Raw genomic sequence first — 17933 nt, forward strand, 5'->3', positions numbered from 1 at the left:
TTATAAATGCTAATATTTGATTAGCAAAAGTAAACATTATTTACAAAGTGTGGTATTAAATTTTTCTTACGGAGGAGGGATTTTGTAACCGGGATTGGTCCGCAAGACAGGGAAATGAGTCAATCCCCGCCGGGGCGCTGACAAATCGTTTGGTATATAGGCGAACGGCTGCCCCACAGGAATTCACCCTATTTCTCCGTTTCCTGGAAGAAGTAAATAACCAGCAGCAAGGCATCGTCGTCCCCGACGTTGGAAGGTTTATGGCCGAGGCGGCCGTCGAAAAAGATGGAGTCGCCGCTGTGGAGGATGTGGGTTTCGCCGTTGATGAGGTATTCCACGGTACCCCTGATCACGTATTTGTATTCGTAGGCGTCCGTTTTGACGATCTGGTTGCGACGGGCGCCCTGTTTAAGTTCCAGCAGTACGAAGTCGGTGGGGCCGCCCTTGATGCTGCGGGTAAGGATGCGTTTATACTGGAAACCTTTGGCGCTTTCCTTTTCGAAAGCCTGGTATTCGTCTTTTCGTTTGATCAGCACTTTGGCGGCCTGCTTGTGCTGGTTGATGTCCATGAAAAACTCGTTCATGTCCAGGTTCAGGGCGCGGATGATATTGACCAGCACCAGTAGCGACGGCACCGTACGGTTATTTTCGATCTGGGAGATCAGCCCTTTGCTCACGTCCGCTTTATCCGCCAGTTCCTGAACGGTAATCCCTTTTGCCTTACGTTTCTCCTTGATCTTGTTACTGATCTGGATGATAATATCTTCTTGCATACCATTTCCGTATAATGGGACAAATTAGATATTTTAGCGCATATAGGGCGAAAAGAATACGCTACTTTTGCCAAAATTCCATCATATGTTCAGTTTAGACCAGATCATCACCGTTGGATTTACCCTGTTTGCCGTGATCGACATCCTGGGGTCGATCCCCATCCTGCTGTCGCTGAAGGAAAAGATCGGCGAGATCAATGCCGTAAAGGCCACGCTGGCTTCGGGCGTGCTGATGGTGGTGTTTCTGCTGGTGGGAGAAGCCTTCCTGAAGCTCATGAGCGTAGACTTGCAGTCCTTTGCGGTGGCGGGCTCCATCGTGATCTTCATCATCGGGCTGGAGATGATACTGGGCATTGAGTTTTTCAAAAGCGACCAGGACACCAAGACCGGGAGCCTCGTACCCATCGCCTTCCCCCTGATCGCCGGCTCCGGTACACTCACCACTATTATGTCGTTAAAGGCCGATTTCGGCGATTATAATATCCTGGCGGGCATCCTGGTGAACCTGATCATTATCTACGCCGTACTGCGCTCCCTGAGCTGGATAGAGCGCATCCTCGGAAAGGCGGGACTGATGGTGGTGCGCAAGTTTTTCGGGGTGATTCTGCTGGCTATTGCGGTGCGTATTTTCAAGAGCAATATCGGTACTTTATAAAAATCTTTCGGAAATTGGTAAATTAGTTTAGTTTTGCAGACCTTTTTTGGCTCCGTCGTACAATGGATAGTACATTAGTCTCCGAAGCTGAGGATCCAGGTTCGATTCCTGGCGGGGCTACGAAAAATATGGTAGTTTGGAACATCAATCACAGGTACCTCTTCGGGTACCCATTGACTTCAGCTGAATCTTTTCAATTGATTTCCATCCTTCCATATCGGCAAGTTCGATTCCTGTCAGAACCAGATAAGCGGTAAAATTTCATCGGGTACCTACGCAGGTACCCAATAAAATTTATCATATTTACTTGTCTGTTTTTCACATCGAAGGGAGCGATCTTTTCGATTCCAGGCGAGGCTACTAAGTCACGATTCAAAGGCGTTCAAACGAACGCCTTTTTTTATGCAAATCCCCGTCCGGCCCACGTTTCAAAAGATTTTTCAGTTCAATTTAGTCTAACCGGATGCATCCAATCCGGGCACTGATTCGGGTACCTATTCGGGTACCTATATTTGAGGTACCCGAATTTTTTTCAACGCCCTGCCACTTGCAAACGACATTAAAAACATTCGTTATGCAAGTGCTACAAAAATTATCACTCCGGCTTTATCGCCGGGCTTCGAAAACCGACAAGGACGGCTGCGCGCCTATTTATTGTAAAGTCACCATTGACGGGATGGAAGATGTGCTGTCATCCGGCATCAAGGTGCAGCTGGACGACTGGGACAAGGACGATAAAGTAGTCCGTCCCACCCATCCTGAGTATAAAGCCCACAACAAACGGCTCCGGCAACTCGTCACCGACCTGGAACGGCATTTTGATTTGGTCGTCGCCAAAAACGGCGTTGCGCTCCCCGGCCAGGTCATTGAATCCTATCAGACGCCGGTGAATGGCGCAAAAATGCGGGAGGAAAAACAGGCCAATGCGGCCCTGTCGGCGGAGGTAGACCGCGTTTTGCCGCAGGTGATCCAATATTTTACCCTACAGGAACGGGCCGAAAACCGCCGCCTCGGGCACAACATGGAACACATCCAAAAAGAACTGGAACAGCTAAAGACCGTGCTGCAGCAGCAGTTACCGGCCTTGATCAAAAAAGCCAACAAGCTATTCGACGACAAGAGCTGGACAAAAACCTTTATGCTCGCAATGGACGAAAGTTTGATCCACTTTTTGCAACAGGTCATCAATGGTAACGGTTCCTATAATACCCTGAAAAAAAAGTGGAATACCAAAAACCGGTGGAGCGAATTTCTCAATACCCGGTATAACGTTAGCGATATGCACTTTAATTTGCTGGAATCCAAAATACTCGATGCCTTTGTACTCAATGAACAAAACATTTATCAGAACCAGCATAACACGATCTGGAAATATGTGTCGGTGACAAAAGCCGTCATTGCAAGGGCCATCCTCAACAAATGGATTGTTGTCAGTCCATTTGTCGGCTACAAGTTTACCTACCGCGAACCGGAGCGCAAAGAATGGCCCACGATGGAGGAAATGGTGAAACTGATCAAACATGACTTCCGGGGGAGTCATTTGGAAGTGGTGCGGGATATATTCGTATACCAAAGTTTTGCAGCCCCGGCCTATTCTGAACTGCACCGACTGAGCCGGGAGCAGCTGATCACCGGCATTGACGGAAAACTGTGGGCCGATCAGGATCGTCGCAAAACTCAATCCGAAGAAACGATCCCCCTGCTGCCGATCTGCGTAGAAATTTTAGAAAAATACAAAAATCACCCCCGCTGCATCCGCACCGGCAAGATGCTGCCCGTACCCACCGGCCAGTACTACAATCGATGCCTCAAGGAAATTGGCGAGATCGTTGGCATCCCCTGCCTGAAACAAAGCCATCAGGCCCGATACTTTTTTGCCAACGAGGTAGCCTATGAAATTGTTCCCGACCGGCAGCTGATCGGCAAGATGATGGGGCAGCGGGATGGTAAAACGATTAACACCTATATCAAACCGAAAAAGAAACATATTGCCCGCGGGATGGATCAGATACAGAAAGCGTTGTACGAAGGCAGCGGGCCACTCGCACCAAAAGAGCCGGATAACAGCATAGTGGACGGTGGGGCAAAGGTGATACAGATGCCGGCTTTAAACAGCGGGTTCAGCAAATTGACGACCTGAAGCAATCGGTCAGGCACCGGTGACCGGCAACCGCGCCACCGCCCCGGCAATGGATTAACTTTACCAGCCCCCTGCCACCGAGCGCATTATTAAACCATCTAATCATTTTACACATGAACACATTAATCATCTATCGCGTTGTCGCTTTGCTGCTGGCCGGTTTGGGCATCCTCATTCACTACCGGGTAGGCCGGGCGCGCTTTAACCGTCGAAACGCTGCGGGCGTAGAGCAGTTCCGTGGCTACGGCCAGCAGTTGGGCACCCAGTTCGGGGAACGCCTTGCAAAAATTATCGCATGGGGGCTGATCCTCGCAGGATTTGCCCTGTTCGTTCATAGCCTGCCAGCCAAGATGTGATTCTGGCATTAACTTCCATGTGTTGCAACCCATTGCAATGCCAATTTAGCAGCACACACTGTTACACTTAAGTAAAATCTGTCCCAAACGGCCCGCCACTACGGTGATTTTCACACAAACAAGTTGGCGGCCCGGATTTTGTCTGCCACACATGCCCCGCCAGCCATCCTACCGGTGAACAGTCAACGAGATTGATAATAAGCAGGGACACTAAACCGTAAAAAATACTATATGGATAATGAATTACAAAAATTACCAGACCAAACACCCGTGATCGAAAAACAAGTACAGCGCATCACGGACTTTTTAAACGAAATGGGCTTACCCTCCGACAACATCATTGCTCCGTTGGATCAGCGCGAAAAAATCGGGAAGAACCTGCCAGACCTGATTTACAATTTGCCCGCTGAAGTAAAAACCGGGGCAAGATACCTTTCCAAAGTAGTAGTAGGGGCAGGCTTCGGGCTATTTGACTACGCCTTAAATTCGATTTGGAACGAAGTTGTACTGGCCCTTCGGAAAATTGCCATTACCTACGGACTGGATATATTTTTCGATAAGGCAGTGGGAGCTGCCAGCCGGGGTAACTTCAAGGACGAAGATGATTTGGGGATGCTTAAAGACATCGTGCTGCTGGACACCTGCAAAAAACTGGAACTCATCTCCGAATCCACTTACAAAAAGTTAGCGCACATCTTAGATATGCGCAATGATATCGGTATCTCACATCCCACCAATGCCAACATCAACGCTTTTGAGCTAATGGGGTGGGTTGAAACCTGCATCAAAGAGGTATTACAGGATCAACCGTCACCGGATGCCATTCAGGTCAAGTCGTTGATCACCAATTTTAAGGAATACGCTGATCTGGTTGATCAGGCATGGATCGATCAGGTCACCCCCAAACTAAAGGCTCTCCCCACCCATCACTGCGATAGTATAATCCGAACACTGTTTGGCGTATACGTTTCAAAAGAAACCGGGCCAACACTGGCAAAAAACATCTCCGTATTAGCCCCGGTAGTCTGGCCACTCACATCTACTGACGAAAAAGACAGGTTAGGGTTCATACTTGCCGGATACAATAATAATTTACACAAAGACAAACACACCAAAGGCATAGAATTTTTCGGATTCGTAAAGGGTAACAACCACCGAACAATCAATGAAAGAACTGTTGCACTGGATAATTTAGCCAGCCGGCTAAAAAATGCGCACTTTGGCTGGGATAACTTCATGAATGAGCCGCCCATTATCGAGGAGATCATGACCTTCATTGAAAAGCCTGACGATATCCCGCAACAGGTTGTTCACAACCTGGTAAAAACAATTACCTTATGCAGAATTGGTCGAGGGATTCCTTATAACAACGGTGTGTCGCAACGCGCCAAACCGTATTACAATATGTTCATGAAAATTATTGGCCCGCGCTATGCCGATCTTGTCATGTTTGAACTTACACAACCTGACGCACAGCGAAAGCTGCAAAAATCCAGCATAGCCTTAACAGCCTGCAAAGAAATGCTTACTCACCTTCATTCCACGGTCATCAATGGCCGCCAAAAGGAAGGCTTGGAATACCTTATTGCCAATATTGAAAAATCGGCATCGACTGTATATAGTAAGCAGTTTCAACAAATCTCCGCACCATTTATTACATGGTCGTAAACCCAATATCGGAAAAATGCCCGGCACTGTACCATACCGTGCCGGGCAGGATTCTGGTAAACTCTATTCGATTTCATCTTCAACTTTCACCCCCACGAAAACATCATGGCAACACAAACATTTGGAGAAATTAGAAATGCCGCAGTTGAACTTTGGACAAAATCCCTCAACAGAACCAGGCAGGAAGGCGATCTCACAGACGATTATAGCGCAAGCCTTCTATGCACATGGCAATCAGACTGCGGAAAAGCCTGCAACAAACATTGCAGCTTCTATTGCAGTCTGGGGGACTGGCTCAACAACATATCTGACATTCTATATGACGAAAGGTGGGACAACCTAAGCGACGAAGACCATGAGGTAATATTTCGCTTTTATACGAAAATAATGTTGCTTGTCTCCGAAGTAGTAGAGGATTTTCTGCACCTTCACAGGCGGGTCAACAACACCAAAGAAAAATCAGACGCAAGCAGGGATTTTGAAAAGGGTGCATTTGCCGCAGACGAGACCCGGAATCTTTCAAATTTTATCAATTCCGTAGGTAAACACAAAACCGAAAGGAACAATCTGCACGTATGCAATCATCACCTCACAACAGAGTTCGAGGATTTTGGTGCCAAACCCACGGCAAATCAAATAAGACTGGATCAATTACAATGGGACGCTGCCGATCAAAACACCACCATCCTGATGCCCCGGCTGAATTACTTTATTGAAGTAATTGCCAGAATGCACGATCGGTTACATGAATTGCTGCAAGACCCAACCTATTCCAAAAGGGTTTACGATCTATACGCAGACAAATTCGGCGACCAGGATGACGAAGACGGCCCAGAAGTGATAATTTATGAAGAAGACCCCACCGAACCGGCAGCGTAACAACGGTAAGGTCACACAGGTCTTAGCGGTGAAAATATTTAATTAGTTTTTCAACATTTTTGTTCATAGCCTGCCAAACAAATGAAGCACTCCGCTGCTGCCGCAGGGCAAGAAAACAAAAAACACACTCATGAAGAGTGTGTTTGATTGCTACCAGCGAGCCTTTGCCTGAAGTTTTTTTTATAGAAGCGCAAGACGATGGCTGAAAAGGCTACACCTGCCAAGTCAATCGCCCAGTGCAATAGAAAGTCCCCTTGCCTTGATTGCCTCCTGTGCTATACGTTCAGCGGACGTTTTATATGCCGCATGCGGGTAAACATCGGTTCACACATCTTTCACCAGCTGGCCCACCACCTCATTTTTCACCCGGCTAAAAGTTTCGGGCGATACGTCCAGATAGGTTGCCAGTAGCTTGTGCTGAATGCGTATGAAATATTCCGGGTGGCTATCCAACAACGCCTTCATTTGCGTTCGCACGTCCAGTCGCAGCCAGGCATCTACCCTCGCACGTTCAATCAAAAAGGAAATCATCATCATTCTCACCAAACGGCTGATAAAATGACTGCCGGCCCTCAATTCCAGAAACCGGGTTCTGGGCAGTGACAGCATCGTGGTTTTGGTAACCGCTTCCAAAAAGTAGTTGGATAGGCTGTCGCTGTAGAAGGAGACCTCAGAGCCGGCCAACTGGCCTTCCATCGCAAATTGCGCCGTCACCTGATCACCCCTCCTGATAAAATACCGGCGCACGATGCCAGCAACCACCAGATGCAGCCACTCTTCGGTATCGCCCGCCGCCAATATTTGAGTGCCTTTATCAAACATCCGAAACGCCATGCAGTCCGCTAAGACACTCAGTTCTGCCTCGGGGACCATCAAGGGTTGGCCCGTACGGGACGGAAGACTTAAACAATATTGCCGTAGCAGTATCATTTTCTGTTCACTGCCCATCCCCGAAGGATCTACCCCGGCGACCGGTAATGCCGGTTCCGGCACGCCTTTTTCATCCGGGTGCCCCTTTGAAGAAAAATCCATCCGCAAAATTTTTTTGTATAAAATGGCCCGTCTCGATGCACCGTGCTCAAAGCGCGGTAACTTCATCATCACCTGCCCACTGCCTTCGCCTGCCCCAGTATGCTGTTGCGAATTTCCATTACCCTTTCACCCACCAAATCCTTTAGGCTTGTAGTACCCGCCATTTTAAAGGTCAGCCTGGCAATGAAAAGGTTTTGGTCATCGTCGCCTAAATCCTTTTCCGTCCCGATCTGAAACTGACCGTTCCAGTACAGGCAAACTTCCGCGGGCAACCCATAGCCCGTTTCCGCCAGACAGTCAGCGTAGCTTTGGAGCCACATGGCACCAATGTCACTGTCATCGGCCGCGGCAAGCGCCACGTCCAGACGACGTAAAAGATTTTCCATAAATTAAATAATTAGCGAAGAATGATTTATGCTCTTGCCAGAGACATATATAATAACACGCGCAGGCTCAGAAATTAACCATCTGATAATTTCTTTTTATTACAACCAAAGTTTCGGAACTTTCACATGCTACGTTGACCTGTAGCCATTTTTGAAGCATTCATTAACCACTTGACCTGACACCGTAGAAATAGGTTGATTCTACGATCGTGAAAGGGGGTGCAGGTACCGCATCCCTTTTTTTGTGCAACGCTGGAGAAGGTCATTGTTTGGCCACCCGGAAATTTTACGTCAATCGCTATAAGTCGCCCAATCGCCATCTTTTTGTGGAAGCCGAAAGGTCGTCATCAATATATGCAATAAGGTAGTCCAGTAGATTTTTGTACCGGGATTCCCCGTTTGAATCATACACCCATAATTCAGGTTCTACGACTTCATCGAACCACACCAGATAAATCCGCTCAAACGTGTCACGGCTGGCCGCAAAAACGGTCAGCCGATCCTGTCGAAACAGACTTCCCGCATCATTGGCCCAGTTTCCCATCGCCGACCCGATATTATTTACTATGGCCGCTATCCGCTCATCATTGCCACCGTCACGCCAGAGCAGCTCCATTTCATCTATCGCTAACCAATCCCCATGTGTCGCATCTTGCCATCCGCCTATGCGCTCAAATCTTGCGGTCAGCATGGGTGATGCTTTTTGATAGAAGCCGCTTTTTAATGTCGGAATACCCTTTGAGGGTGGCACGGGTCTACCCATAACGCTATCGTCGGACAGCTCCATAATCACTGCCTCGATGGCTTGATGTATTGTTTGCATGGTTTCAGTTTTTTTTAACCTCATCGAAATGCACAGGCCGGCAATCTCTCTCTCCAAATTATAATATTACCGCCAAACGAACCGAGCCATTAACAATTAACACCAATCCACACCCGAACTGGTTTCCATCCGCATTGCTCAACCTATTTATCCCTGTATCTACTGAAATCAAAAAAATGTAAGGAGTGGTCACCTACCACTCTGCAAAATGCCCTTCCGCCGCCCCCACATTTGCTAAACACAAACCAATGTAATGTCACCATCATTCCAGCTACAGCAGGCAACGATGCCATCCACGCCGGATCAGCCGGTAACAGTGGCCGACCTAAATGCTTTCAAAAAGGAACTACTGACCGAAATCCGGACACTTTTTGAAATGGCGGCCCCTGCGCCCAAAAAATGGTTAAAATCCTATCAGGTAAAGCAGTTGCTGGGTATTTCCCACGGTACGCTGCAAACGATGCGGGCCAATGGCTCACTGCCGTACGCCCGCATCGGGAACCTGATCTACTATGATCAGTATGAATTAGACAAGATTTTGGCTGAACGGCAACAAAACCGCTGCTACCAGCCTACCAAAGCAAACCGTACACAAAAACAATAAGATATATGGATCAGCCCACCTTCCCACCGGGGATGCCGCCAGCCTTTAATGACGTGAAAATCTATTTTTCGCAAAAAGGCATCTCAGAAACTGAAGCCACCCAGTTTTTCCTGTTTCATGACGGTAAAGCATGGACGAACCGAAAAGGTCGTATCCGCCGCAACTGGAAAAATATCGCCTATCAGTGGATTCAGGGCTGCATCGCCGAAAATCCCTGGTTGTTCAGAAAAGATATCCATTAACTCAAAAAAAACCGCTCCCATGTATTTTATCCTGAAATTTTCCGAAACATGGTCGTTGTATGACGTAGATCATTCCAGCAGCCGGACCCTCGATGCCGCCGAAACTGACCTGCTCAAAAAAATCTTTCCGGCACTCAATAACGGCAAAATTCTCACTGCACTGCAGGTTTCTCCAATTTCGCCCAACAAACTGATGGGCCTTCCCATCGCTGAAAAGCCTGTCGCAAAACCTACAATGCAACTGAGTACCCCACCGCGCAACTAAAACAATAAATCCGCTAAAAAGCCTACACGCTTATGGAACCGATTCAAAACGACAATGAATATACCACCACCGGTCGCGGGGATGCAGTAGGCGAAAAAGCCGGGCTACCCGAGCATATTATTAAAACCATGCAGGCAATCGGCTTTGCAAAAGGTGATGATGATTTGCGTATTCAGCACCTGCCCGGCGTAACGATCATTACCATGCAGGAGCCTTACGATGCGTTTAGCGTCAATGATACCATTGGTTTTGCCTTCTTCACGGTGGCTGACCCGGATCAACATTCCCGCCTTTTCAGCATCACGCTGCAAATACAAAAGGGCGGCGACCGAACCCGGACAGGTGTACAGTTACGGTATGACCACAGCACGGGTTTTATTCCGAAATCGGAGATGATCAAACGGCTGCATGAATTGGAACTGGCCCGCCGTATACAGGCGGTCAAAGATGAAAGGCTGCAACGGCGTATTGAACTGTTGCAGGGGCTGAAACAGGAACCGGTAGAGCGGCAGGATCGCGGGCGTGGTTTCCGCAAATTCTAACCATCCAATCAAACGAACATGATTATGACAACATTTGAGAAGTCAATTGCCCGTGAGCTAAAGGTACTGGGATTCGATCTACAAAACATCGAATATGTTTCCACCGAAGCGGATGCCATTAGCCACACGCAACACGTAATGTATCGTGAACTCATAGACGTTGATATCAAACATATTCCGGAACAGCCCCGCATATCCGTATCCATCCACATTATCATAAAAGAATCATCAACGCCGGTTGTCAATTCCATCGTAACCGGATTCGTCCCGGCTGGCCTGCCGTACAGGCATAAAACGCCTTCGTATACTCATTTCAAAACCTACGATTTAAAGAAAGACAACCGAATCCCCACACGGGCAGAGATAATAGATGAGGCCAGGATTAAGTTACGCGCTGCACAAATTATCAAAAATATGCCCATCAGAGAGGAATCACCGCCCTCAAAAAGGCGGATGCGGCATTGACGATTTCAAAATAAATCCCAGTCTGCCGGAGCGGCGTTCATCACTACAACAACGACGTGATCGAGGAAAATCCGGGACTAACTCCCGGGGCAAGATGTAGTGTTGTTGACACAATACCGCCCTGCGGGCGATTAATACGGGCACAAAATGAGAAAAGGCCAAACAAAAGGCGAGGCAGGATTGACAAAACTGGTCTGGACACGGCTCACGGAAAAACAATACACCCGGCTGCAAAGGGTGTTGGATGGCACCAAAGGCGAAACCCTCAGCAGCCTGATCCGCAAAATCCTCCAGCGGCAGCAGATCAGGATCTATGTCGAAGAAGAATCCATGCACGCCACGATGGAAGAACTGGCTGCCATCCGCGCCGAAATTAAGGCCATCGGTCACAACATTAACCAGATCACTCGGCATTTCAACGGGCATCCGGAACTCCACGAAAGGGTGTGGTCAGCAAAAGAGGCACTCTCCAGCTACACCAACATGGAAGCAAAAACCGACCAGCTTCTCGCCATTATTTCAAAACTCGCCAAAAAGTGGTTGCAAAATTCAAATTGATAAAAAACATGAATGACGCACTGGCATACAATGAAAACAAAGTTTCGAAGGGACAGGCACGGCTCATCATGGCCTATCGCTTCGCTGCTAACGTAGAAGAGTTGTCATTCGGGGAAAAGCTGCGCCGTTTTACCCTCCTGAACGACCGCGCCCCCAATATCTCCAATAACACTGCCCACATCTTTTTGAGCTTCCATAGCAACGAAAAGAGTCTCCTGACGGACGAGCGGCTCGCCTCGATTGCCCAAAGTTATATGGAGCAGATCGGTTTCGGGGGTCAACCATACCTGGTATACACCCACACTGACACCGCCAACCCGCACCTGCACATTGTGACGACCCCGATATTGGTAACTGGCCGAACCATCAACTGCCACAATATCGGCAAGCGCCTATCAGCCCCGGCCAGAAAACAGATCGAAGCGGCATTTCACCTGATCCCGGCAGAAAAGAGCCGTCAGCTGGCCCCGGAAGAACTAAAACCCTTAAACTTTCGCTATCAATATGGCAAAACGCCCACCATGCAGGAAATTTCAAAAAGGGTGCGCTATGTACTGTCCGCCTACCGGTTTACCAGTCTCCAGGAGTTTAATGCTGTTCTCCGCATCCACGGCATCATGGCATTTACGGGTAACCACGGCAGTAGGCAGGCACTTGCGGGCGGCCTTACTTATCACGCCATTGACGAATCCGGGTGCAAAATAGGTGTGCCGGTCGCAGCCAGTAATATTGCCACCAGCCCCACGCTGCCCCACATTTTGAAGCAATGCGCCAAAAATGCCGTGACCGCTTCCCGGCGCAATCAACGGCTGGTTTCAAAAATCAACGAAATATTGGACACCCATCGGCCTCCACAGGAAATAGCGGCAGCCTTTCGCGCCGCAAAAATCTACGCTGTCTCCGACAGCAAGACCGCAGAAACATTTTTTATCGACGGGCAAAATAATGCCGTCATTCCTGCCACCAACATCGCCACCCAAAGCAACCGTGAAAACAAACCACATCACCGGTTTCTCGACCACAGACTGCCCGATCAATCATCTACAACGGCTACGCTGACATACACCATTCTCGACGAACTACTTCGGCCTACAGCAACAGTTGACCAATACGCACAGTTTCAGAAAAAGAAGAAAAAGCGGCAAAAAGGAAGATAGTCTACTGGTTTACTCCACTTTCCTAAAATATCAAAAACATGCAAACCGGCGAAGATATCACCGCGCTCCGCAAGATCATCGACTTTGTAAGATTTGGCAGTGCAATCGTGTTGTTGATCCATTTCTATATCCAATGCCATCCGTTGCTACTCAGCTGGCAGCTCACCCATCCATTGGCCGACCGCCTGTTCAGCAATCTTTCCCGCGATCTTCCATTTTTCGATACTGCCACTGGTGAAAAATCCATTGCATTGCTTCTGCTACTGATCACCCTGGCTGCAGCAAAAGGCAGAAAAGACGAAAACCTGAAAGCACGGCCGCTGGTTGGCTTTCTCCTGTTTGGCATTTGCGCGTTCTACCTATCCACATTATTGCTAAAGATGGCACCGCAGGATCATCTATATATAATATATATGGCGGTTACTGCTTGCGGTTACCTGACTATTTTAGAGACGGGCACCAAATTCAGCCGTTTACTCCACCTCAAGCACAAAGACGACATTTTCAATACCCTGAATGAATCTTTCCCCCAGGAAGAAACCCGGCTCGAAAACAAATACTCCTTCAATTTCGCTGCACAATACCGGTACCGCGGCCAGCTGCGCAAATCCCATATTTCGGTCATTTCGCCCTTTCGTGCGCTAACGGTAATGGGCACACCCGGTTCCGGTAAAACATTCTACGTTTTCCGGGAAATCCTACAACAAGCAGCAGCCAAAGGGTACACGCTATTCGTGTTCGACTATAAATACCCTGACTTAACTAAAATTATCTTTCATCATGCCAAACGTAACCTCGATAAGTACGCGCATCCGTTAAAGTTCTACGTAATCAACTTCGACGACCTAAGCCGCTCTCACCGTGCCAACCCCATCCAGCCGCAAACATTTTCCGATATGACCGACGCCGCCGAAAGCAGCCGCACCCTGATGTTGTCGCTCAACAGAGACTGGATCAAGAAAACCGGGGACTTTTGGGCCGAAAGTAGCATTACGTTTTTTACGGCATTGCTATGGTATCTGAAAAAATATGACGGCGGCAGGTTCTGCACCATTCCCCATGCAATAGAGCTGGCGCAAATTGATTACAAAAAACTATTTAAAGTTCTCATTGAAGAATCAGAAATACAAACCCTCATCAATGTTTTTATCTCTGCTTGGGCACGCGGCGCAAACGAACAATTAGAGGGACAAATTGGTTCGACAAAAATTGCGCTGGCACGGTTGGCATCCCCATCCATCTACTGGGTGTTGACCGGCAACGATTTCACGTTGGATATCAATAATCCCACCGCCCCGAAGATCATTTGCGCAGGCAGCAACCCCATGCGCCAACAGGTCTACGGCCCAGTACTCTCACTATTTGTGGAGCGAATGTTGAAAATGATTAATAAACCAGGGCAGTTACATTCGGCGCTGGTTCTCGATGAATTTGCCAGCCTCACTGTCAACAACATCGACCAACATATTGCCACCGCCCGCGGGCGGCTGTGTGCAACTTGTATCGGACTGCAGGATCTCTCCCAACTACGGCGCGACTATGGAAAAGAGCAGGCAGATGTAATAGTCAATACATGCGGCAATATCATTAGCGGCCAGGTATTAGGCGATACGGCCAAACTCATCAGCGACCGCATCGGAAAAATCAATCAGGAAAAAGAATCAACCAGCATTAGCAGTTCGGACACATCAGTCAGCAAATCCACCCAGTTAGAAGTCGCCATCCAACCGGCGAAAATCGCCAATTTGTCCAGTGGCGAGTTCGTCGGAGCAGTCGCCGACACCCCGCAGCAAAAAATCGCCCAAAAGGCATTTCACTGCGAACTGCTGGTAGACTTCGATGCGGTTGCAAATGAAGAAAAACAATATGAAGACTTTCCCGTCATCCGAAACATCACAGAGGATGAAGTCATGAAAAACTTCAACCAGGTCAAATATGACATACAGGATTTAATAAATAACGAAATGAAACGTATTGAAAGCGAAAACCCAACACCTGAGCCACCGCCAACAGAAGAAAAAAAACCTGTCAGCTTGTAATCATTCATTTTAAACATTAATAACATGGAAACAATTATCGAACAAAACAAAAAAAATTTAAACCAATTAACGCAGAACACACTGCCAGACCTCGGTTTCAAAAATGTATTCGATAAACAACTGGTTGAAAGGCTACCCGCGGCATTCGAGAATGGGCTACGGGCATTTTCAATGGCGTGTAAAAGCACCGACAAAGAGCCTGTCACGCATATCATCACGTTTGAGCGTAAAAACGACAAAAGTGACTTTTATGTTCAGCGGATAGCTTCAACACTTGAAATGCAGGACGGTAAAAAATCCACGCATATATTTGACATATATAACCGGTACAGCTATAACCGCACGCAAATGGAAAACTTATTGAAAGGTCGCTGGGTGCGTAAACTTTGGAAAAGCCAAAAGACCGGTAAACTTTTACCCTACTGGATGCGGTTAGACTTTAATAAACTAAACGATCAGAAAACTGGTTTTGAGATCGAGCGAATATTTGAATCGCAGAAAAAAATAGATTATGCAGCAGATTTCAGTCGCATACCATTAGGAAATAAGAGCCAGGCTGAGAAGGAAGCATTGATGCGTGATGTTGCCAATGGTAATAATCCTTTCACTTATGTTTGGATTGACAACCTCGAAACCGGCAAAAGGGAAAGCGTCGGGGTCTATCTGCTGGCGACCCCAAACGAAGAAGAAAGGATCATTGGCATCGACAAAGATGGCAAAGAGCGTAAAGTGATGATTGATGAACTTTCTATCATCGACAATAAAAACTGGTTGGAAGACGCCATTGCTGCTGAACAAAGCAACCAACAACAACCCCTCGCAGCGCAAAATTCCGTCGGCGCGGATAATTCCCATCCAGGAGACGAACAAGGTTTCGATGAACTACCATTCGACCCTGACGTGATCCTTGACCAGTATCCCGTACCAGGAGAAAACAACCTAAACGGCAGCACTATCGGCACAGTGGCTGAACCCTCTGTACAGATCCCGCCCCCCGTGACTGAACAAACCTCCCACGTATCGAACGGCCAAAACCAAGAGTCGGTTGGTAAAAATGAAAATATCGAAGCTGGTAAAAATAGTGTGAGCAACAGCGTAAAACCCGAACAGGCTGACAACCAGCAAAACAAGCATCGAAAGGGAACAGATTTAGCGGACATGGTTAGCCAGGGACCAGATAACAAAAACCCTAAAAGAACAGGAAAAGGAAAATAGGTAAATACAGAAAGTCGCCGAAAACACGGCGACTTTCATTTTTGCTACATGGCTTTTTCGGGTATAAGCCTCAAGGATGGTTTAATGGTAATGGCTCTAATTAATAACTTCTATAACTTTTGAGGCGACAATATTCGCTTCAATGTCCACAACAATGATTTTTATCTTCCCAATAGGTGGTTCCTTTGCTACTATAGTAATATTAACCACATTATAACCTTCAAAGGCGGCCATCGACAACATCGCCAGTATGCGGCGGCATGCTGTAACTACAGCAATCAATAGATATTCAATTTTATCATGGACGATTTCAATTTGAAATGTCGGATAGTTTATGACCGATGACACTATAATATTTTCCGGATTATGTTCTGCTTCTACCATACTTAAAACGAATGCGACACAAAACTTGTTAGACTGCCGTGAACTTTTTTTTTAGAAAAACGAGTGGGGCTATAAACATAGCCCCACTTGTTTAAACACAATAACATTTCCGATGCTGTCGTCGTAAATACTCATGTTTAAAACCAAAAAAAGCCATACATCAGTTTTTTTTGGGAAACTGATAAAACCCCTTGATAAGATAGCAATCCTGCACTCTACAGGACACTTTGCACCCTACAAAGAATTGTTGGGTGCATTCAAGTCAAATTAATGGACGAAAACCTGTCCAAATGAATACAACCCCTATGAGAGGCATAGGGAAGGGCTGTTTACAACATTGCTGTTGATATATAGCGAGTTTATATTTCACGCGCAGCAAAAAATCTTCCTATAGAAATAGGAAGACGATGTTATTTATTCACGGGCACAATGTTGTGCCTGATAACAATAATATAACGCGCACCTCGCCAAAGTAACCATTCATTGGTCAATCAATCACACTCCATATTGTCGATTAATTATAAAGATTTAATCGTACAAAAATGCCTCCCTACACACTTTGGGAGGCATACATTCAAACTTAGTCAACGCTCCTTGTTGACATTTTCAAGGCTGTACTACTTCAAATTGAACAACCATAACATTCCCCAAATGAAAACAGTCGGGGGCAGTAGTTCATGCGATAGTATTAAAACGAAAATGAGAAAAAATTAACCATTCATTCATGTAACAATTACAAAAGAAAATCGTCTCCTATGGCAGATTGATGGTTATACCCCGAATAGTGTAGGCGAAAACAAAGCAGGTAAAATGAGAAATGTTCAACAGACATGGCATCCCGGAGTTCCATATATACCACAGCACGTTTCGAAAATATTTCTTCCATCGTTACATTACCCGCATCAACTTGGGTTACAATAGGAACAGCTGCTATATAGCTTTTGAGAAATATTTGCAAATCCTCATGAGGTACTTTTTTCAAATGATCTGAAAGCCGGTGTCGCATTTCGGTAATCTGGTGGATGGTCACAAACCCGGCAATCTTTTTGGCGATATCTTTGATATCTCCACCCTCATGCAACCTTGACAGCAGAAACGAACGCACATCAGAAAACAGAGCCAAAAAATCATCAACAGGGCCATCGACGGGTATTTCTTTTTGCTCTCTTAGCTTTCTAAATGAACGAACGGGTTTGATCTGTGCGCGGTGCAAAAGCTCTAAGTACGCAACTCGTTCACCCGAGCAGCTGGTTCGCACCGCCTGCTCGATGTTAGCAATACTCACATTAGGTTTTAGAGCCAACACTGCACAAAAAGCATTTAGGGTTAACAGCTCTGCCGTCGGCTCGTCTATTTCGCTCCTAATATTCTCGTCATACATCCTGTCATATAATAATAAATACAGCAGGAACAGAACTTGCCTGTTATGCATATTGAGTTCACGAAGGAACCCCTTTTCGGTTTCACTATTTATCATATCGTTGATGACCGGGGCGACACCCGTCGCAAACCGGAAGGTCTATTTATTATAATAAAACATAATAAAGGGAGATAGGAGCTAACACTTGCCTACCGGAAACTTAACTTTTTATACGGTTTTTCCCAAAATAATTTTGTCGTTATTTATCACCTTTCGAAAAATTTTGAAAGACACTTTTTAACACTATTTTTTTCTACTTTCGTTTCGAGAGAAGATTGTCTCCAGGTCTTATGAAAAATCGGGAGTACAATTGTGCGATTGATTTTATCT

Annotated in this window: 20 protein-coding genes and 1 tRNA gene; 14 read left to right on the top strand and 7 right to left on the bottom strand. The window is 46.8% G+C overall.

All coding sequences use genetic code 11. The annotated features are described in order from the left end of the window. Positions 1 to 188: 188 nt before the first annotated feature. Entirely contained in the window at positions 189 to 773 is a 585-nt protein-coding gene (locus EGT74_RS06250; protein WP_123845661.1) for a helix-turn-helix domain-containing protein, read from the bottom strand. A gap of 85 nt (positions 774 to 858) precedes the next feature. Here EGT74_RS06250 and EGT74_RS06255 point away from each other — a divergent pair, with 85 nt between their 5' ends. The 3 genes from EGT74_RS06255 to EGT74_RS06265 all read left to right on the top strand — a co-directional run bounded on the left by EGT74_RS06255 (position 859) and on the right by EGT74_RS06265 (position 3568). Next, a complete protein-coding gene (locus tag EGT74_RS06255; protein WP_123845662.1) occupies positions 859 to 1428 on the top strand; it encodes a MarC family protein in 570 nt (189 codons plus the stop codon). Positions 1429 to 1476: 48 nt separating this feature from the next. Further along, a tRNA-Arg gene (locus EGT74_RS06260) sits at positions 1477 to 1548 on the top strand. A gap of 343 nt (positions 1549 to 1891) precedes the next feature. After that, positions 1892 to 3568, top strand: coding sequence for a phage integrase SAM-like domain-containing protein (locus EGT74_RS06265; protein ID WP_123845663.1), 1677 nt, complete (start codon positions 1892 to 1894; stop codon positions 3566 to 3568). Between the two features lie 122 nt (positions 3569 to 3690). On the opposite strand, the gene EGT74_RS06270 is transcribed toward EGT74_RS06265, so the two are convergent. Continuing rightward, complete coding sequence (locus EGT74_RS06270) at positions 3691 to 3933, bottom strand: hypothetical protein (protein ID WP_123845664.1); 243 nt, start codon at positions 3931 to 3933, stop codon at positions 3691 to 3693. Between the two features lie 222 nt (positions 3934 to 4155). Between EGT74_RS06270 and EGT74_RS06275 the strand changes: the two genes are divergently transcribed. Then, complete coding sequence (locus tag EGT74_RS06275; RefSeq protein WP_123845665.1) at positions 4156 to 5592, top strand: hypothetical protein; 1437 nt, start codon at positions 4156 to 4158, stop codon at positions 5590 to 5592. Positions 5593 to 5697: 105 nt separating this feature from the next. After that, positions 5698 to 6471, top strand: coding sequence for a hypothetical protein (locus EGT74_RS06280; RefSeq protein ID WP_123845666.1), 774 nt, complete (start codon positions 5698 to 5700; stop codon positions 6469 to 6471). Positions 6472 to 6795: 324 nt separating this feature from the next. On the opposite strand, the gene EGT74_RS06285 is transcribed toward EGT74_RS06280, so the two are convergent. The 3 genes from EGT74_RS06285 to EGT74_RS06295 all read right to left on the bottom strand — a co-directional run bounded on the left by EGT74_RS06285 (position 6796) and on the right by EGT74_RS06295 (position 8712). Further along, positions 6796 to 7503 (bottom strand): Crp/Fnr family transcriptional regulator, encoded by a 708-nt coding sequence (locus EGT74_RS06285; RefSeq protein WP_158618030.1) that lies wholly within the window; start codon positions 7501 to 7503, stop codon positions 6796 to 6798. Positions 7504 to 7571: 68 nt separating this feature from the next. Continuing rightward, positions 7572 to 7889 carry a hypothetical protein gene (locus EGT74_RS06290; RefSeq protein WP_123845668.1) on the bottom strand — a complete coding sequence of 106 codons (318 nt, stop codon included), beginning with the start codon at positions 7887 to 7889 and terminating at the stop codon, positions 7572 to 7574. Between the two features lie 298 nt (positions 7890 to 8187). Then, positions 8188 to 8712 carry a hypothetical protein gene (locus EGT74_RS06295; RefSeq protein ID WP_220392819.1) on the bottom strand — a complete coding sequence of 175 codons (525 nt, stop codon included), beginning with the start codon at positions 8710 to 8712 and terminating at the stop codon, positions 8188 to 8190. 253 nt (positions 8713 to 8965) lie between these two features. Here EGT74_RS06295 and EGT74_RS06300 point away from each other — a divergent pair, with 253 nt between their 5' ends. From EGT74_RS06300 to EGT74_RS06340, 9 genes are all read left to right on the top strand, one after another. Continuing rightward, positions 8966 to 9316, top strand: a complete 351-nt coding sequence (locus tag EGT74_RS06300) for a helix-turn-helix domain-containing protein (protein WP_220392820.1) — start codon at positions 8966 to 8968, stop codon at positions 9314 to 9316. Positions 9317 to 9321: 5 nt separating this feature from the next. Continuing rightward, positions 9322 to 9558, top strand: a complete 237-nt coding sequence (locus tag EGT74_RS06305; protein ID WP_123845669.1) for a hypothetical protein — start codon at positions 9322 to 9324, stop codon at positions 9556 to 9558. Between the two features lie 19 nt (positions 9559 to 9577). Then, complete coding sequence (locus EGT74_RS06310) at positions 9578 to 9823, top strand: hypothetical protein (protein WP_123845670.1); 246 nt, start codon at positions 9578 to 9580, stop codon at positions 9821 to 9823. Positions 9824 to 9855: 32 nt separating this feature from the next. Beyond that, positions 9856 to 10365, top strand: a complete 510-nt coding sequence (locus EGT74_RS06315) for a hypothetical protein (RefSeq protein ID WP_123845671.1) — start codon at positions 9856 to 9858, stop codon at positions 10363 to 10365. Positions 10366 to 10383: 18 nt separating this feature from the next. Further along, positions 10384 to 10830 carry a hypothetical protein gene (locus EGT74_RS06320; protein ID WP_123845672.1) on the top strand — a complete coding sequence of 149 codons (447 nt, stop codon included), beginning with the start codon at positions 10384 to 10386 and terminating at the stop codon, positions 10828 to 10830. 147 nt (positions 10831 to 10977) lie between these two features. Further along, positions 10978 to 11388: a plasmid mobilization protein gene (locus EGT74_RS06325; RefSeq protein ID WP_123845673.1), complete on the top strand. Its 411-nt coding sequence runs from the start codon at positions 10978 to 10980 to the stop codon at positions 11386 to 11388. Positions 11389 to 11396: 8 nt separating this feature from the next. Further along, on the top strand, positions 11397 to 12545 hold the full coding sequence (locus EGT74_RS06330) for a relaxase/mobilization nuclease domain-containing protein (RefSeq protein WP_123845674.1): 1149 nt from the start codon (positions 11397 to 11399) through the stop codon (positions 12543 to 12545). A 38-nt stretch (positions 12546 to 12583) separates the two neighbouring features. Next, complete coding sequence (gene mobC, locus EGT74_RS06335; protein WP_123845675.1) at positions 12584 to 14584, top strand: conjugal transfer protein MobC; 2001 nt, start codon at positions 12584 to 12586, stop codon at positions 14582 to 14584. Between the two features lie 24 nt (positions 14585 to 14608). After that, positions 14609 to 15799 (top strand): hypothetical protein, encoded by a 1191-nt coding sequence (locus EGT74_RS06340; protein WP_123845676.1) that lies wholly within the window; start codon positions 14609 to 14611, stop codon positions 15797 to 15799. A gap of 96 nt (positions 15800 to 15895) precedes the next feature. Here the strand turns inward: EGT74_RS06340 and EGT74_RS06345 are convergent, their stop codons facing one another. Both EGT74_RS06345 and EGT74_RS06350 read right to left on the bottom strand, forming a co-directional pair. After that, positions 15896 to 16183, bottom strand: coding sequence for a hypothetical protein (locus tag EGT74_RS06345; protein WP_123845677.1), 288 nt, complete (start codon positions 16181 to 16183; stop codon positions 15896 to 15898). A gap of 733 nt (positions 16184 to 16916) precedes the next feature. After that, complete coding sequence (locus tag EGT74_RS06350) at positions 16917 to 17564, bottom strand: hypothetical protein (protein WP_123845678.1); 648 nt, start codon at positions 17562 to 17564, stop codon at positions 16917 to 16919. Positions 17565 to 17933: the final 369 nt, after the last annotated feature.

The organism is Chitinophaga lutea (genome assembly GCF_003813775.1).
Classification (GTDB): Bacteria; Bacteroidota; Bacteroidia; order Chitinophagales; family Chitinophagaceae; genus Chitinophaga; species Chitinophaga lutea.

Excerpts from the sequence above, each read along its gene's own strand:
- EGT74_RS06275 (WP_123845665.1), top strand. The coding sequence starts at position 4,156 with ATGGATAATGAATTACAAAAATTACCAGACCAAACACCCGTGATCGAA.
- EGT74_RS06330 (WP_123845674.1), top strand. The coding sequence starts at position 11,397 with ATGAATGACGCACTGGCATACAATGAAAACAAAGTTTCGAAGGGACAG.
- EGT74_RS06305 (WP_123845669.1), top strand. The coding sequence starts at position 9,322 with ATGGATCAGCCCACCTTCCCACCGGGGATGCCGCCAGCCTTTAATGAC.
- EGT74_RS06255 (WP_123845662.1), top strand. The coding sequence starts at position 859 with ATGTTCAGTTTAGACCAGATCATCACCGTTGGATTTACCCTGTTTGCC.
- EGT74_RS06345 (WP_123845677.1), bottom strand. The coding sequence starts at position 16,183 with ATGGTAGAAGCAGAACATAATCCGGAAAATATTATAGTGTCATCGGTC.
- EGT74_RS06325 (WP_123845673.1), top strand. The coding sequence starts at position 10,978 with ATGAGAAAAGGCCAAACAAAAGGCGAGGCAGGATTGACAAAACTGGTC.
- EGT74_RS06300 (WP_220392820.1), top strand. The coding sequence starts at position 8,966 with ATGTCACCATCATTCCAGCTACAGCAGGCAACGATGCCATCCACGCCG.
- EGT74_RS06285 (WP_158618030.1), bottom strand. The coding sequence starts at position 7,503 with ATGGATTTTTCTTCAAAGGGGCACCCGGATGAAAAAGGCGTGCCGGAA.
- EGT74_RS06270 (WP_123845664.1), bottom strand. The coding sequence starts at position 3,933 with ATGCCAGAATCACATCTTGGCTGGCAGGCTATGAACGAACAGGGCAAA.
- EGT74_RS06350 (WP_123845678.1), bottom strand. The coding sequence starts at position 17,564 with ATGTATGACGAGAATATTAGGAGCGAAATAGACGAGCCGACGGCAGAG.
- EGT74_RS06290 (WP_123845668.1), bottom strand. The coding sequence starts at position 7,889 with ATGGAAAATCTTTTACGTCGTCTGGACGTGGCGCTTGCCGCGGCCGAT.
- EGT74_RS06320 (WP_123845672.1), top strand. The coding sequence starts at position 10,384 with ATGATTATGACAACATTTGAGAAGTCAATTGCCCGTGAGCTAAAGGTA.
- EGT74_RS06310 (WP_123845670.1), top strand. The coding sequence starts at position 9,578 with ATGTATTTTATCCTGAAATTTTCCGAAACATGGTCGTTGTATGACGTA.
- EGT74_RS06280 (WP_123845666.1), top strand. The coding sequence starts at position 5,698 with ATGGCAACACAAACATTTGGAGAAATTAGAAATGCCGCAGTTGAACTT.
- EGT74_RS06315 (WP_123845671.1), top strand. The coding sequence starts at position 9,856 with ATGGAACCGATTCAAAACGACAATGAATATACCACCACCGGTCGCGGG.
- EGT74_RS06295 (WP_220392819.1), bottom strand. The coding sequence starts at position 8,712 with ATGCAAACAATACATCAAGCCATCGAGGCAGTGATTATGGAGCTGTCC.
- EGT74_RS06250 (WP_123845661.1), bottom strand. The coding sequence starts at position 773 with ATGCAAGAAGATATTATCATCCAGATCAGTAACAAGATCAAGGAGAAA.
- EGT74_RS06265 (WP_123845663.1), top strand. The coding sequence starts at position 1,892 with ATGCATCCAATCCGGGCACTGATTCGGGTACCTATTCGGGTACCTATA.
- EGT74_RS06340 (WP_123845676.1), top strand. The coding sequence starts at position 14,609 with ATGGAAACAATTATCGAACAAAACAAAAAAAATTTAAACCAATTAACG.
- mobC (WP_123845675.1), top strand. The coding sequence starts at position 12,584 with ATGCAAACCGGCGAAGATATCACCGCGCTCCGCAAGATCATCGACTTT.